Source organism: Streptomyces sp. NPDC088745 (assembly GCF_044751045.1).
GTDB classification, from domain to species: domain Bacteria; phylum Actinomycetota; class Actinomycetes; order Streptomycetales; family Streptomycetaceae; genus Streptomyces; species Streptomyces cremeus.
Window position 1 is genome coordinate 68,394 of sequence record NZ_JBIVLB010000004.1, and the last position, 15,646, is coordinate 84,039.

Genomic DNA, 15,646 nt, shown 5'->3' on the forward strand with positions numbered 1-15,646 from the left:
GACACACACCGTGCCCCGGGAAGAACTGGGCACTTCTGGGCGTTTTAGCCCGATATGGGAGGCGGCATGACCGAGACGACGAGCGGCCCGGCACGAGGTTCCCGCAGCAAGGGTTCCAAGGGCGGCAAGGGTCTGCGTATCGAGCGCATCCACACCACGCCGGGCGTGCACCCGTACGACGAGGTGGTCTGGGAGCATCGCGACGTCGTCATGACCAACTGGCGCGACGGCTCGGTCAACTTCGAGCAGCGTGGCGTCGAGTTCCCCGACTTCTGGTCGGTGAACGCGGTCAACATCGTCACCAGCAAGTACTTCCGCGGCGCGGTCGGCACCCCGCAGCGCGAGACCGGTCTCAAGCAGCTCATCGACCGGATCGTCAAGACGTACCGCAAGGCCGGCGAGGACTACGGCTACTTCGCCTCCCCGGCGGACGCCGAGATCTTCGAGCACGAGCTGGCGTACGCCCTCCTGCACCAGATCTTCAGCTTCAACAGCCCGGTCTGGTTCAACGTCGGCACCCCGCAGCCGCAGCAGGTCTCCGCCTGCTTCATCCTGGCCGTCGACGACTCCATGGAGTCGATCCTCGACTGGTACAAGGAAGAGGGAATGATCTTCAAGGGCGGCTCCGGAGCCGGCCTGAACCTCTCCCGCATCCGCTCCTCCAAGGAGCTCCTGTCCTCCGGCGGCAACGCCTCCGGCCCGGTCTCCTTCATGCGCGGCGCCGACGCCTCCGCCGGAACCATCAAGTCCGGCGGCGCCACCCGCCGCGCGGCCAAGATGGTCATCCTCGACGTCGACCACCCCGACATCGAGAACTTCATCGAGACCAAGGTGAAGGAGGAGGAGAAGATCCGCGCCCTGCGCGACGCGGGCTTCGACATGGACCTGGGCGGCGACGACATCACGTCCGTCCAGTACCAGAACGCCAACAACTCGGTCCGGGTGAACGACGAGTTCATGAAGGCCGTCGAGTCCGGCGGCAAGTTCGGCCTGCGCGCCCGCATGACCGGCGACGTCATCGAAGAGGTCGAGGCCAAGTCCCTCTTCCGCAAGATGGCCGAGGCCGCCTGGGCCTGCGCCGACCCGGGCATCCAGTACGACGACACCATCAACAAGTGGCACACCTGCCCGGAGTCCGGCCGCATCAACGGCTCGAACCCGTGCAGCGAGTACATGCACCTGGACAACACCTCGTGCAACCTCGCCTCCCTGAACCTGATGAAGTTCCTCAAGGACGACGGCAAGGGCAACCAGTCCTTCGAGTCCGAGCGCTTCGCCAAGGTCGTCGAGCTGGTCATCACCGCGATGGACATCTCCATCTGCTTCGCGGACTTCCCCACCGAGAAGATCGGCGAGAACACCCGCGCCTTCCGTCAGCTGGGCATCGGCTACGCCAACCTGGGCGCCCTGCTCATGGCGACCGGCCACGCCTACGACTCCGACGGCGGCCGCGCCCTCGCCGGCGCCATCACCTCGCTGATGACCGGCACCTCGTACAAGCGCAGCGCCGAGCTGGCCGCGGTCGTCGGCCCGTACGACGGCTACGCCCGCAATGCGCAGCCGCACCAGGCCGTCATGAAGCAGCACGCCGACGCCAACGCCGCGGCCGTGCACGTCGACGACCTGGACAACCCGATCTGGGCCGCCGCCACGGAGGCCTGGCAGGACGTCCTGCGCCTCGGCGCGAAGAACGGCTTCCGCAACTCGCAGGCCTCGGTCATCGCCCCCACCGGCACCATCGGTCTCGCGATGTCCTGCGACACCACCGGTCTCGAGCCCGACCTCGCGCTGGTGAAGTTCAAGAAGCTCGTCGGCGGCGGCTCGATGCAGATCGTCAACGGCACCGTCCCGCAGGCCCTGCGCCGCCTGGGCTACCAGGAGGAGCAGATCGAGGCGATCGTCGCCCACATCGCCGAGAACGGCAACGTGATCGACGCCCCGGGCCTGAAGACCGAGCACTACGAGGTCTTCGACTGCGCCATGGGCGAGCGCTCCATCTCCGCGATGGGCCACGTCCGCATGATGGCCGCCATCCAGCCCTGGATCTCCGGCGCCCTGTCCAAGACGGTCAACCTCCCCGAGACGGCCACCGTCGAGGACGTCGAGGAGGTCTACTTCGAGGCGTGGAAGATGGGCGTCAAGGCGCTCGCCATCTACCGCGACAACTGCAAGGTCGGCCAGCCCCTCTCCGCCAAGACCAAGGAGAAGGAGAAGGAGGCCGTCACGGCCAAGGCCGAGGACACCATCCGCACGGCCGTCGAGAAGGTCATCGAGTACCGCCCCGTCCGCAAGCGCCTCCCCAAGGGCCGCCCGGGCATCACCACCTCGTTCACCGTGGGCGGCGCCGAGGGCTACATGACCGCGAACTCCTACCCGGATGACGGTCTCGGCGAGGTCTTCCTGAAGATGTCCAAGCAGGGCTCGACCCTCGCGGGCATGATGGACGCCTTCTCCATCGCGGTCTCCGTCGGCCTCCAGTACGGCGTGCCGCTGGAGACGTACGTCTCGAAGTTCGTCAACATGCGCTTCGAGCCGGCCGGCATGACGGACGACCCGGACGTGCGGATGGCGCAGTCGATCGTCGACTACATCTTCCGCCGCCTGGCGCTGGACTTCCTGCCCTTCGAGACGCGTTCCGCGCTCGGCATCCACTCCGCCGAGGAGCGTCAGCGCCACCTCGACACCGGTTCGTACGAGCCGACGCTGGAGGAGCAGGAGCTCGAGGTGGAGGGGCTTTCGCAGTCCGCCCCGCTGGCTTCGGTCGCCGTCGCCCCCAAGGTGGAGGCCCCGGCTCCGGCCCCGAAGCAGAACGCCCCGCACACCTCGGCCGAACTGGTCGAGATGCAGCTCGGCATCAACGCCGACGCCCCGCTGTGCTTCTCCTGCGGTACGAAGATGCAGCGCGCCGGCTCCTGCTACATCTGCGAGGGCTGCGGCTCGACCAGCGGTTGCAGCTGATACGGCTGACGCCCCGGTGAAGGGGTGACACGGCAGTGGGCGGCGACTCCGTGAGGAGCCGCCGCCCACTGCCGTGCGCGCACGCCGGTGCCGGTGCGCGGCACACCGGCACCCGTCCGCGGGTCCCGCGGGTCAGCGCTGCCGTACGCCCATCAGCCCGGTGAACTCCTCCGGTTCGGCGTCGAAGCCGCGCACCGTCTCATGCATGTCCCACGTCCCGTCGGCCTCGCGCACGAACTCCGCGACAGTGGCCGACGTGGCTCGCGCGACAGTGCCGAACTCGCTGCTCAGGAGCTCGGTGTAGCCCTCGGCCACCCGCATCGAGGTGCCCTGTATGTCACCGAACTCCAAGCGGCCCTCGCGCTGTTGGATCGCCACTCCGAGCACCACCCGTCCGTACTCCTGCGACAGGCGCTCCAGCTCGATCGTCATCTGTTCGTCCGTGCCGAACCCCTGACCCGTCTTGCTGTCCCGGTGCAGGGTGATCGTCCCGTCGGGGGAGCGGCTGCCGAAGTGCACCAGGTACACCGGGTTGTCGTACGGGTCGTCCGCCCGGTACACGGCGGCGACGATGTCGAGGTCGGCGGCGGGCGCGCCGCGCGGGCTGGGGTCCCACTTGAGGGTGACCTCGGCCTTCCGGATGCCCTTGTTGAAGCTGCTCACGGTGTTGTCCCTCTCGCTTCCAGTCGTCCGCCGATCCTCACAGGGTGCACCGGGCGCGACAAGTCGGCCTGGGCGCGGCGCACATGGGGGCTGACGGAACAGGGGGGAAAGGAACAGGCCAACGGGGAGGCCCAGTTGGCGAGCGCGCCCTGTCGCGGGGTGACCTCCGCCACCCTCCTGGCCGTACGATGGCGCGGTGCTGGTCAAGTGGATTCGCTGCACTGCCGTGGACCGTCGAGGGTTCGAACAGGGGCAGCGGAAATGGGCGGGGCTGCTCGGCGAACCCGGTTTCCGGGGGCAGGGCGGCGGCTGGAGCAGAGGGCGGGACGGGGTGGCCCACGTCTTCGCCTTCTGGGAGAGCCGTGCCTTCTACGACTCCTTCATGGCCCGCTCGCACGAGCGGCTCGCCGCCGGACAGTCGGGAACGTACAAGGACAGTCAGGTCAAGCTGTTCGAGTACCGCTTCGACGTGAAGACGGGCTTCGAGCCGCACTTCACCGACGCCGACGTGGTGCGCGTCGCGCACTGCACGGTGCGGGAGGACCGGGTCGAACACTTCGCGCTGATGCAGCGCAAGGTGTGGAACCCGGCGATGGCGGGCTCGCCCGGCATGCTGCGCGGGGTGTTCGGGGAGGCCCCCGGCAACGAGTTCCTGGTGCTGTCGATGTGGCAGCGGGCCGCCGAACGCGGCAAGTACCGGGCGGACCGGGTGGAGCGGCTGTCGCTCCAGGCGCAGACCGAGGCGGACGTGGCGGCCCTGACGGGCGACGTGGTGGACCTGGACCCGTACTGGACGGTGTGACCGGGCCGGTGCGACCGGGCGGTGCGGTCAAGGCCGGTGCGACCGTTCCGCGGCGGGTCCCGTACGCCGGATGGGGGCGCTGGGGCAGCCCGGTCGAGCCCGGCCCGCGCCTTCGAACTAGGGTTTCGGCATGGCACGACCGCGACGCATCGTCCTCGTCCGGCACGGCGAGTCCGAGGGCAACGCCGACGACACCGTCTACGAGCGCGAACCCGACCACGCCCTGCGACTCACCGACACCGGCTGGCAGCAGGCCCGCACGGCGGGTGAGCGGCTGCGCGCGCTCTTCGGCGACGAGCGGATCAGCGCGTACGTCTCGCCCTACCGGCGCACCCACGAGACCTTCCGCGCCTTCGACCTCGACCCCGCGCGGGTGCGGGTGCGCGAGGAGCCGAGGCTGCGCGAGCAGGACTGGGGAAATTGGCAGGACCGCGACGACGTACGCCTCCAGAAGGCCTACCGGGACGCCTACGGGCACTTCTTCTACCGCTTCGCCCAGGGGGAGTCCGGAGCCGACGTCTACGACCGGGTCGGCGCCTTCCTGGAGAGCCTCTACCGCAGCTTCGAGGCCGAGGACCACCCCGAGAACGTCCTGATCGTCACGCACGGCCTGACCATGCGGCTGTTCTGCATGCGCTGGTTCCACTGGTCGGTCGCCGAATTCGAGTCGTTGTCCAATCCGGACAACGCCGAGATGCGGGTGCTGGAGCTGGGCGACGACGGAAGGTACGTCCTGGACCGGCCGTTCGAGCACTGGTGCACCCCGGAGTCGTACGGTGCCACCGGTTAGAGTGCACAGCGATGACCGCTGACTCCGATTCCGGCCCGCGCCTCACGCGCGCGCTCGACAGCCTGCGCGGGCTGTCCGTGGGAGACGCACTGGGCTCCCAGTTCTTCGTACCCGCCCACTACCCCCTGCTCAAGCGCCGGGAGCTGCCCGAAGGACCGTGGCAGTGGACCGACGACACCGAGATGGCCGCCTCCGTGGTGGCCGTGCTCGCCGGGCACGGACGGATCGACCAGGACGCCCTCGCGCGCTCCTTCGCCGACCACCACGACTTCGACCGCGGCTACGGGCCCGCGGTCAACCGCATGCTGCGGCTGGTCCGCGAGGGCGGCGACTGGCGGGAGCTGGCCGCCGCGCTGTTCGACGGGCGCGGCTCCTGGGGCAACGGCGCCGCGATGCGGATCGCGCCGCTGGGCGCCTGGTACGCCGACGACCCGGAGCAGGCCACCCATCAGGCCGAGATCTCCGCGTACGTCACCCACCAGCACCGGGAAGCGGTCATGGGCGCCATGGCGGTCGCCGCCGCTGCCGCCTTCGCGGCCGGTGCGGCCGGACCGCCGACGCCGGAGGCCCTGCTCGACGGGGTGATCGGGCTCGTCCCGCGCAGCGCCGTCGGGGCGGGGCTGCGCAGGGCGCGCGACATGCTCGACTACGACGACGCGAGCACCGTCGCGGCGGTCCTGGGCTGCGGCAGGCGCACCAGCGCGCACGACACCGTGCCGTTCGCGCTGTGGGCCGCGGCGAAGGGGCTGGGCGACTTCGAGGGCGCCTTCTGGCGGACCGCGCAGGTCGGCGGCGACGTCGACACGAACTGCGCCATCGTCGGCGGGGTGCTCGCGGGCGCCGCCGCCGGTGCTCCGCCGCGCCAGTGGCTGGAGCGGACCGAGGCACTGCCGCGGTGGCTGGCGGCGCGGGCCGTCTGAGCGTTCGTCCCGTACGGGGCGGGGTCGCGCGGGGCTGTGCCGGCGCGGCCCCTTCCGCGCGGCCGGGCCCTGTCACGGTTTCGTCCGGGTCCGTGCGGCCGCCGGAGCCGGCGTGCGGGCCCCGGGCTACGCTGACGGCCACGCCGCCGCGTTGATCATCACCGGCGCGCGCTCACAGAGACACCGGGTGCGGTTCCTCGCGTACTGCGCGACGCGGAACGCAGCCGGTCGGGAGGGGGTCCCGTGCCTGACGACGCACAACCGTCGATACCGTCACCGTCCGCAGCACCGTCGCCGTCCGCAGTGCCCGCGCCGCCCGAGGGGGAGGCCGCCGCGTCGCGCGCCCGCGCGGGCACGGAACCCGACGCCGGTCCGCAGGACGCCGTACCACAGCCTCCCGTCGCTCCGGGACATGGGCAGCCGCCGATCGCCGCCGCGCAACCGCCGGCCCCCGCCGCAGCGCAGCAGCAGTCCGCTCTCCCACTGCGGCAGTACCAGCAGTGGCAGCAGTGGCAGGCGCACCAGCACTGGGAGCAGCAGCGGCAGAGGAAGGCCGCCGAGCCGCCCGCGTGGCGTGCGGGAGTGCGCCCCGCGCCCCCGGCCCGGATACGGACCGCCTCCCTGTGGGCGGTGCTGGCCACCGGGCTGCTGAGCGCCCTGTTCCTCGGTGCCGGGCTCGGCCTGAACCTCCTGGTCGTCGCCGTGCCCGCGGCCCTCGCCGCGTACTTCGCCGCGCAGGCCGCCGGGCGCAGGCCGCGTCCCTGGACGCTGGTGTGGGGGCTCGGCGGACTGGCGCTCCTCGCGGTGCCCGCGCTGCGGGACGCGGGCTGGCCGACCTTCCTGGCGGTCCTCTCCGCGCTCGCGCTCGGCTCGCTGGCGCTGCACGGCAGCCGCTCCTGGGCCGGGGTGCTGATCGGCTCCGTCAGCATCGTCGGCTCGCTGGTCCCGGGCGTGCGCTGGGGCTGGCGGGGGATGCGCGAGCGGGCGAACGGCTCCCGGGACCGCTGGGCGCCCGTGCTCCGCACCGCGGCGATCGCCGTCGGCCTGCTGGTGGTCTTCGGGGCCCTGTTCGTCAGCGCCGACGCCGCCTTCGCCGAACTCCTCGGCAAGCTGGTGCCGGAGGCCTCCGTCGGCGACGGGCCGTGGCGGTTCCTGCTCTTCCTCCTCGGGCTGGTCGGCGCGCTCGCCGCCGCCCGCACGGCTGCCGCGCCGCATCAGTGGGACAAGGCCACGATCAGGCCCGGACGGGCCCGCAAGCGTCTGGAATGGGCTCTTCCGCTGATCGTGCTCAACCTGCTGTTCGCCGCCTTCAACGGGGTGCAGCTCGCGGTGCTCCTGCGGGGCTACGAAGCCGTGATGGACCAGTCCCGCGCCGAGTACGCCCGACAGGGCTTCTGGCAGCTCCTCTGGGCCACCCTGCTGACGATCGTCGTGATTGCCTTCGCGAAGCGGTGGGCCCCGCGCGGCGGTGCGCGCGATCACCTGCTGGTGCGTTCCGTGCTCGGTGCGCTGTGCCTGCTGACGCTGGTGGTCGTCGCGTCCGCGCTGAGCCGGATGAACATGTACGTCGACGCCTACGGGCTCACCCGCCTGCGCGTCTCGGTGGCCGCGATGGAGCTGTGGCTCGGCGTGGTGCTCGTCCTGATCATGGCCGCCGGTGTCTTCGGGGCGCGCTGGCTGCCCCGCGCGGTGGCGGCGAGCGCGGGGGCGGCGGTGCTCGCCTTCGGTCTCGCCTCGCCGGACGCGCTGGTCGCGGAGCGGAACGTCGCCCGGTACGAGAAGCACCGGACCATCGACGTCGAGTACCTCCAGGACCTGTCGGCGGATGCCGTGCCGGCCCTGGACGCGCTGCCCGAACCCCTGCGCAGCTGCGCGCTGGACGCGATCAGGAAGGGGCTGGACGAGGACGACCCCTGGTACGCCACCAGCCGCGGCGAGCAGCGCGCGCTCGACCTGCTGAAGCGGCGCCCGATCGACGAACGGGCCGCCGAGTGCCGCGACCTGCCGTCGGGCGACAGCGGCGACGGCTACCGCTGACGCTGCCGGGAAGTGTGCGTCAGCGAATCGGGAAGGCGTGGGCCGGTGTGCCGACGGGGGTGTCCCCTCTCCGCCGTGTGCGCCGGACCGGGGTGCGCCGGGCCGGGGAGGCCGCGGGTGAAGCGGCCGGCGCGTCGAGGGCGGGCCGGCCGCGGCGTCGCGGGTGCGGCGGCCCGGGGTGTCGTGCGAGGGGGCCGGCCGTGGTGTGACGGGCGGGCGGGCCGTGTCTGCCGCGGGTGCGGCGGCCCGGGGTTCCGTGGAGGGGGAGGCCGGGGTGTCGCGGCCGGGGCCCGGCGGCGTACTCTGGCTGGCGCCATGCCGTACGAACCACCCACACACACCGTCGAGCGCTCGCTGCGCGCCACCACCGGTGCCAGGACCGTCGCCGGAGTCGACGAGGTCGGGCGCGGAGCGTGGGCCGGACCGGTCACCGTCTGCGCCGCCGTCACCGGCCTGCGCCGTCCGCCCGCCGGGCTCACTGACTCCAAACTCCTCACCGCCAAACGCCGTGACGAGCTCCTGCCGGTGCTCCAGGACTGGGTGACCGCCTACGGCCTCGGCCACTCGACGCCCGAGGAGATCGACGCCCTCGGCATGACGGCAGCCCTGCGGCTCGCCGCCGAACGTGCGCTAAATGCCTTGCCGGTACGGCCCGATGCGGTCATCCTCGACGGGAAACACGACTACCTCGGGGCTCCCTGGAAGGTTCGTACGGTGATCAAGGGCGACCAGTCCTGCATCGCGGTGGCGGCGGCCTCCGTGATCGCCAAGGTCAGCCGCGACGCCATGATGGCCGAGCTGGAATCGTCGGCCGACGGCTGCGCGCCGTACGCCTTCGCCGCCAACGCGGGCTATCCCTCGCCCGTGCACCAGGCGGCCCTGGCCGAACACGGACCGACCGCACACCACCGCCTCTCCTGGTCCTATCTCGACGGACTCCCGCAGTGGCGGCACCTCAAGAAGCACCGGCCCTCGGCAGAGGCCGCAGCACTGGAAAGCGGGGGCCAACTCGGCTTCGACTTCTGAATTGCCTGCGCCGCCGGGCAGGCAGCCGTCAGCCGCCGCCCGCCCCGCGCGTCGCACTGATGCGCTATCCGCCGACGCCTTGTCGCACCGGCGTTTGAAAGATGTCCCACTCATGCCTCTCATCCACCAGGAGTCCCAGATTCACGAGAGCGCCCAGGGTCCTCGCGTCACCCCGGCTGTCAGCCGTACCGCGCCGACCCCTCGCCCCGTACCCGGCCCGCGTCCCGCGGCGGTGCCGCGCCCCGGTCCCGCCGTCCGCCCCGGCCCCCCGGCGCAGCGGACGCACACCCCCCGGCCCCCGGCCCGGCCCGCCGCTCCGCGGGCCGACGCCGCAACCCAGATCCAGCTGATCCCGGCCCCCGCGAACGGCGCGCTCGACGCCGCGGAGGAGGCGGTGGACCTGCTGCTCGACTCCGGCCGCGCGCCGGGTGACGTGCTGGTGCTCACCACCGGTGACCAACACCCCTGGGCGGCCCACGAGTTGTCCTTCGGTGAGGCGTCCTACTGGGCGCAGCACGACGCCCGGGACGACGTCTTCTACGCCGACGCCAAGGCGGCCGAACGGGCCGCCCGGCGTCCGGTGGTCGTCGTGGCCGTCAACGACGCGTCCGGCGACGATCTCGGCCCCGTGCTGGCGGTGGCCCGCGAGCGCGCGGACACGCTGCTGATCGTCTGCGGCGACCCGCAGCGCGTCAACTCCGCGCTGGGCGCGGGGGTCTGACGGGTGCGAGGGTCGCGGACCGGTACGTGATTCCGTGCCGGTACGCGATCCCGTTCCGGCGCGTGGTCCTGCGCCGGCACGTGGTGTGGTCCCGCGTCGGCTGTGTACGGGAAGTCCTGCCCCGTACGCGGCCGGGCGGGACCTTTCCGTCGTGCGGCGTGACGCTCAGCGGGCCGCGGCCCGGCCCAGGGCCGCTGCCGCCCCGCCACCGGTGCTCACCGGCGCCGGGTCGGACTCGGCCAGCGCCTCCGCCAGCCCCGAGGGCCGGGACCCCGCGTACGGCCGTCGGCCGCCGCGTCCCTCGCCCAGCACCTGCCAGCCGCCGCGGGTCAGCGTGATGTACGCCCCGCAGCGCAGCCCGTGCAGCGTGCAGGCGTCCCGCAGCCCCCACATCCAGGCCCCGTCCTCCTCCGTCCACCGCTGGTCGCCGTCACGGCAGTAGAGCAGCACGGCCGTACGGACCGGGGTGCGACGGCGCAGGTCGTGCGGGACGATCCGGCGCAGGTGGGCGAGCAGCGCGTTGCGCAGTTCCCAGCCGTCCGCCGGGGCGGGGCGGCGGGCGAACGAGGCGCTGGCGATGAGGCGTTCCTCCGTGTCCAGCACGGCCACGACGGCGGTGGAGGGTTCGGGGAGGTGGCGGGCGTGCAGGCCGCTCACGACCTCACGGGGATTGCGCAGCAGGGGAATTCCCGCCGAGGCCCACTCGGCCGGCTCCAGCGTGCGGCCCAGGCGACCGGGCGGATCGGCGGACGACGGGCTGAGCGAACTCGGGGACGGAGCGAATCCGAAGGTCACGGTCCTCCCTTCGCGTACGCGCCCACGACTGCGGGCAAGGGCGGGTGGGGGCGCACCACGGCACGGCCCTTGCGGACCACATCGAAGCCGTGCGGGAGCGCTTCCAATTCTTCCTGGCGCGAGGGAATGCGGCAACGAGCAATTGGGGCGGCCGACCGGATTCTATGGATATGACACTGATATCCCTGCCCAGTACGGCCGCTCCCGACTCCTCGGTCACCCCTGAACGGCGAGGACCAGCGGAAACACCCCCTCGGCTCCGGACCGGCGCAGCATCCGCGCCGCCACGGCCAGCGTCCACCCGGTGCCGGTGGCGGCGTCGACCACGAGGAGACCGGTGGCGGCGGACAGCCCGGACAGCACGTGGTCCCGGAGATCGGGACTGTTCAGGCGCTCGGGGCTGCGGCACGGGGAGTACATTCGGATTCCAGGCGGATGTGGAGCCCTGACCTGCGTAAATGTGCTGTTCGGGGTGGTCGTGGCAGGAGGGCCGGTCTCGTCCGTCCTCGGTTGATGTGGGCCTGGGGACTGCTTGTGAGCGGGTGGTGACACGAGGCGGAGTCGTCGATTGTCAGTGCCATCGGGTTGCATGGGGGCATGAACACCCTGGAACTGCGCACTGAAGCCGATACCGTCCTCGCTGAGCTGGTCGGTGCCCCCGCGGGGTCTGCGCGGCTGCGGGAGGACCAGTGGCAGGCCGTGGCCGCCCTGGTCGAAGAGCGCCGTCGGGCGCTGGTGGTGCAGCGCACCGGGTGGGGAAAGTCGGCGGTCTATTTCGTGGCCACTGCTCTGCTGCGGCGGCGTGGTGCCGGCCCGACGGTGATCATTTCGCCGCTGTTGGCGTTGATGCGCAACCAGGTCGAGGCAGCGGCGCGCGCGGGGATTCAGGCGCGCACGATCAACTCGGCCAATCCGGAGGAGTGGGAGACGATCTACGGTGAGGTGGAGCGCGGGGAGACCGACGTTCTCCTCGTGAGTCCGGAGCGTCTCAATTCCGTGGATTTTCGTGATCAGGTGCTGCCGAAGCTCGCGGCGACGACCGGGCTTCTGGTGGTCGACGAGGCGCACTGCATCTCCGACTGGGGGCATGACTTCCGGCCTGACTACCGGCGGCTGCGCACCATGCTGGCGGAGCTTCCGGAGGGAGTTCCCGTGTTGGCCACGACGGCCACCGCCAACGCACGGGTGACTGCGGATGTGGCGGAGCAGTTGGGAACCGGCGGCAAGGACGCGTTGGTGTTGCGGGGGCCGCTGGACCGGGAAAGTCTGCGCCTGGGGGTGCTGGAGTTGCCGAACGCGGCGCACCGGCTCGCGTGGCTGGGGGAGCGGCTTGGGGATCTGCAGGGTTCGGGGATCGTTTACACGCTGACGGTGGCGGCGGCGGAAGAGGTTGCGGCGTTCCTGCGGCAGTGCGGATACGCGGTGGCTTCCTATACGGGGAAGACGGAGAACGCTGACCGGTTGCAGGCGGAGGAGGACCTGCTGGCGAACCGGGTCAAGGCCCTGGTCGCCACGTCCGCGCTGGGAATGGGTTTTGACAAGCCGGACCTGGGCTTCGTGGTGCATTTGGGGTCCCCTTCGTCTCCGATCGCCTATTACCAGCAGGTGGGGCGCGCGGGGCGTGGTGTGGACCATGCGGATGTCTTGCTGCTGCCGGGACGGGAGGACGAGGCGATCTGGGCGTACTTCGCTTCGGTGGGTTTCCCGCCCGAGGAGCAGGTGCGGCGCACTCTGGATGTGCTGGAGGACGCAGGGCGTCCGTTGTCGCTGCCGGCGCTGGAGCCGTTGGTGGATCTTCGGCGTTCGCGTCTGGAGTCGATGCTGAAGGTGCTGGACGTGGACGGGGCGGTCAAGCGGGTGAAGGGCGGCTGGACCGCCACAGGGCGGCCGTGGACGTACGACGCGGAGCGGTACGCCTGGGTCGCGAAGCAGCGGGCCGCGGAGCAGCAGGCCATGCGGGACTACGTGGCGACCACCGGCTGCCGCATGGAGTTCCTGCAGCGGCAGCTCGATGACGAGAAGGCGGTTCCGTGCGGTCGCTGCGACAACTGCGCCGGCCCCTGGCTGGATCCCGCTGTGTCGTCCGGGGCTCTCGCGGCGGCGACCGGCGAGCTGGACCGGCCGGGCGTCGAGGTCGAGCCCCGCAAGATGTGGCCGACCGGCCTCGCCGCGGTCGGCATGGACCTCAAGGGCCGCCTCCCCGAGGGTCAGCAGGCGGTGACCGGACGGGCGTTGGGGAGGCTGTCCGACATCGGCTGGGGCAACCGGCTGCGCCCACTCCTGTCGGCGCAGGCAACGGACGGGCCGGTGCCGGACGACGTGCTGAACGCCGTGGTGAAGGTGCTGGCGGACTGGGCCCGTTCACCGGGCGGCTGGGCCAGCGGCACTCCTGACGCGGTGGCCCGGCCCGTCGGCGTCGTCGCCATGCCGTCCCGCACACGCCCCCAGCTGGTCGGCTCCCTGGCCGAGGGAGTGGCCGGGGTCGGCCGGCTCCCCCTCCTGGGCAGCCTCGCCCACACCCCACACGCCGACGAACACACCGCACACCGCAGCAACTCCGCCCAACGGCTACGCGCACTGGCAGACTCGTTCACCGTGCCCGACGAACTCGCCACCGCCTTGGCCGCGACTCCGGGCCCGGTCCTGCTCGTCGATGACTACACCGACTCCGGCTGGACCCTCGCGGTGGGCGCACGCCTCCTCCGCCAGGCCGGCGCAGACCAAGTACTACCGCTCGTCCTGGCGCTCGCCGGATAGCCGCTACGGGGGTTTCGAAGCCGCTGTTGCGGAGGGGGCGTCGGCTTCTGCCTTCTTGCTCGCAACCCTCGTGGGCGCGATGTGTCCCGAGGCGGGCATCGCCACGTCCGCGACCCGCCTCCCGGCGGCTCCCGGCCAACGTCTGCCGACGAGGGCGGAGTTGGGACGGAGGCGGTGTGTGTTCCGTTCAGGTGTGCGTCTAGGTTGGGATCGATCATCCGAGAACGCCCCGCAGGAGGCGCCCCGTGTCCGACCGTAAGCCCGCAGTTGTCTCGGCCGCCGAACTGAACGAGCGGATCGATACGGCCACACCGCACTCCGCACGCTTCTGGAACTACTTCGTGGGCGGCAAGGACAACTACGAGGTGGACCGCGAACTCGGCGACCACATCAGGGACATCTTCCCCGGTCTGGCCGACGTGGCGCGCACGAGCCGCCAGTTCCTGGGCCGTACGGTCCGCCACCTGGCCGCCGAGCAGGGCATCCGGCAGTTCCTCGACATCGGCACCGGCCTGCCGACCGCCGACAACACGCACGAGGTCGCTCAGCGCACCGCGCCGGATTCGAAGATCGTGTACGTCGACAACGACCCCCTCGTCCTCGCCCACGCCCGCGCTCTGCTCACGAGCACCCCGCAGGGAGAGACGGCCTACATCGACGCCGACCTGTACGAACCGGAGGCCATCCTCCGGGTCGCGGGAGCGACGCTGGACCTCTCCCGGCCGGTCGCCCTCGTCATCCTCAACACCCTGGGCCACGTCGCCGACCCCGACCAGGCGCGCACGCTGGTGTCCCGGCTGATGGCGGGCCTGCCGTCCGGCAGCCACCTCGTGATCAGCGACAGCACGTCCACCAGTGCGGGCATGATCGCGGCGTCGGAGGCGTACAACAGGAGCGGGGCGGTGCCCTACCACGTGCGCGCCGTCGAGGAGATCACGAGCTTCTTCGACGGGCTGGACCTCCTCGAACCGGGCGTCGTGGAGGTCACGCGGTGGCGGCCCGACCCCGCGTCCGCGTCCGGCGCGTCGCCCACCGTGGACGCCTACGGCGGCGTGGGCCGCAAGCCGTAGCGACTCCTCGCTGGTACGGCGCGGGCCGGGCGGGACGAGGGCCCCGGCACCGGAGCGGCGGGACCGCCGGGCGGCGTTCCGCGCCCGCGCTCAGGGCCTCATGGGCCCCCGGCGGCGGGCCGACGAAGCAGTACGCCGGCACGCGAGGCCCACGGCCACGCGCCACGGCCGCCGGGCCGCGCGGACGGCTGTGGCGCGGGCACCCGGCGTACTCCCGGCGCACGAAGCCCCTCAGTCGACGTGCGCCGGGGTCCGGCTGCCCAGGTTCCGGAGCCAGGTGTCGTCCTGGCGCAGGATCGCCGTCTGGAGCCGGCTCAGCCGACGGCCCGGGTCCATGCCCAGTTCCTCCGACAGCAGGCCGCGCAGCCGGGCGAAGCGCTGAAGGGCCTCGGCCGGGCGTCCCGACAGGTAGAGGGCCTGGATGAGCAGTTCCCAGGTGACCTCGCGCAGCGGATTGCGAGTGATCAGTTCCTCGGCGGCCAGGACCGCTTCCTCCAGGTTCCCCTCCCGTACCAGGATCGTCACGCGCAGCTCCCAGGCCATCAGCCGGGCCTCCTCCAGCCGCGTGCTCACATGGGCGGCGAAGGGGTGGTTCACCGCGTCTGCCAGCGCGGTTCCCCGCCAGAGGGCCAGCGCCGCGTCGAGTTCCTGGCGCGCCTGTCCGGTGCGCCGCTGGTCGAGCAGGCGGCGGGCCCGGCTCAGCGCCTGCTCGAAGCGCACGGCGTCCTGGGTCTCGCCCGGCACCCGCAGGGCGTAGCCCAGGGATTCCCGCACCAGGACGCCGCCGTGGCCGCGCCGGGCCCGGTCGCGCTCGGGTTCGAGCACGTCGCGCAACCGGCTGATGTGCGCGTGCACCGAGGAGACCGCACCGCGGGGAGGCCGGGTCGTCCAGAGGTCCTCGCAGAGCACGTCCAGCGGTACGGCCTGTCCCTGTTCCAGCAGGAGCCGGATCAGCAGGACGCGCCGTTTGGGCGGGCCGACGTCGAGGGCCATGCCGTAGCTGCGGACGACCAGCGGACCCAGCAGGTCGAAGGAGAAAGCGGGCCGGAGGCTGCCGCTCACGGGGGCCGACGCGTACGAGGTCTTCATCGGAATCCACCGCTCCTT

General features: G+C 71.9%; 13 protein-coding genes. 9 read left to right on the forward strand and 4 right to left on the reverse strand.

What is annotated here, in order from left to right:
- Positions 1-66 precede the first annotated feature (66 nt).
- Entirely contained in the window at positions 67-2,958 is a 2,892-nt protein-coding gene (locus tag ACIP93_RS13205; protein WP_345217354.1) for a vitamin B12-dependent ribonucleotide reductase, read from the forward strand.
- 132 nt (positions 2,959-3,090) lie between these two features.
- Here ACIP93_RS13205 and ACIP93_RS13210 read toward each other — a convergent pair whose 3' ends face one another.
- Entirely contained in the window at positions 3,091-3,621 is a 531-nt protein-coding gene (locus ACIP93_RS13210) for a TerD family protein (RefSeq protein ID WP_345217355.1), read from the reverse strand.
- A gap of 196 nt (positions 3,622-3,817) precedes the next feature.
- Here ACIP93_RS13210 and ACIP93_RS13215 point away from each other — a divergent pair, with 196 nt between their 5' ends.
- The 6 genes from ACIP93_RS13215 to ACIP93_RS13240 all read left to right on the forward strand — a co-directional run bounded on the left by ACIP93_RS13215 (position 3,818) and on the right by ACIP93_RS13240 (position 9,917).
- Positions 3,818-4,423, forward strand: coding sequence for a YdbC family protein (locus ACIP93_RS13215; RefSeq protein ID WP_401758030.1), 606 nt, complete (start codon positions 3,818-3,820; stop codon positions 4,421-4,423).
- 130 nt (positions 4,424-4,553) lie between these two features.
- A complete protein-coding gene (locus ACIP93_RS13220) occupies positions 4,554-5,213 on the forward strand; it encodes a histidine phosphatase family protein (protein ID WP_345217357.1) in 660 nt (219 codons plus the stop codon).
- Between the two features lie 11 nt (positions 5,214-5,224).
- Complete coding sequence (locus tag ACIP93_RS13225; protein WP_345217358.1) at positions 5,225-6,133, forward strand: ADP-ribosylglycohydrolase family protein; 909 nt, start codon at positions 5,225-5,227, stop codon at positions 6,131-6,133.
- A gap of 303 nt (positions 6,134-6,436) precedes the next feature.
- On the forward strand, positions 6,437-8,170 hold the full coding sequence (locus tag ACIP93_RS13230; RefSeq protein WP_401758032.1) for a DUF4153 domain-containing protein: 1,734 nt from the start codon (positions 6,437-6,439) through the stop codon (positions 8,168-8,170).
- A 315-nt stretch (positions 8,171-8,485) separates the two neighbouring features.
- The gene (locus ACIP93_RS13235) at positions 8,486-9,196 is read left to right on the forward strand and encodes a ribonuclease HII (protein ID WP_401758035.1); all 711 of its coding nucleotides are present in this window, start codon (positions 8,486-8,488) and stop codon (positions 9,194-9,196) included.
- A gap of 112 nt (positions 9,197-9,308) precedes the next feature.
- Positions 9,309-9,917, forward strand: coding sequence for a hypothetical protein (locus ACIP93_RS13240; protein WP_345217361.1), 609 nt, complete (start codon positions 9,309-9,311; stop codon positions 9,915-9,917).
- Positions 9,918-10,082: 165 nt separating this feature from the next.
- Here the strand turns inward: ACIP93_RS13240 and ACIP93_RS13245 are convergent, their stop codons facing one another.
- Complete coding sequence (locus tag ACIP93_RS13245; RefSeq protein ID WP_345217362.1) at positions 10,083-10,712, reverse strand: hypothetical protein; 630 nt, start codon at positions 10,710-10,712, stop codon at positions 10,083-10,085.
- Positions 10,713-10,928: 216 nt separating this feature from the next.
- The gene (locus ACIP93_RS13250) at positions 10,929-11,132 is read right to left on the reverse strand and encodes a hypothetical protein (protein WP_345219126.1); all 204 of its coding nucleotides are present in this window, start codon (positions 11,130-11,132) and stop codon (positions 10,929-10,931) included.
- A gap of 177 nt (positions 11,133-11,309) precedes the next feature.
- Between ACIP93_RS13250 and ACIP93_RS13255 the strand changes: the two genes are divergently transcribed.
- Both ACIP93_RS13255 and ACIP93_RS13260 read left to right on the forward strand, forming a co-directional pair.
- Complete coding sequence (locus tag ACIP93_RS13255) at positions 11,310-13,469, forward strand: RecQ family ATP-dependent DNA helicase (protein WP_401758038.1); 2,160 nt, start codon at positions 11,310-11,312, stop codon at positions 13,467-13,469.
- A 245-nt stretch (positions 13,470-13,714) separates the two neighbouring features.
- Positions 13,715-14,539: an SAM-dependent methyltransferase gene (locus ACIP93_RS13260; protein WP_345217364.1), complete on the forward strand. Its 825-nt coding sequence runs from the start codon at positions 13,715-13,717 to the stop codon at positions 14,537-14,539.
- A gap of 231 nt (positions 14,540-14,770) precedes the next feature.
- Here ACIP93_RS13260 and ACIP93_RS13265 read toward each other — a convergent pair whose 3' ends face one another.
- Positions 14,771-15,628, reverse strand: a complete 858-nt coding sequence (locus ACIP93_RS13265; protein WP_401758042.1) for a BTAD domain-containing putative transcriptional regulator — start codon at positions 15,626-15,628, stop codon at positions 14,771-14,773.
- Positions 15,629-15,646 lie beyond the last annotated feature (18 nt).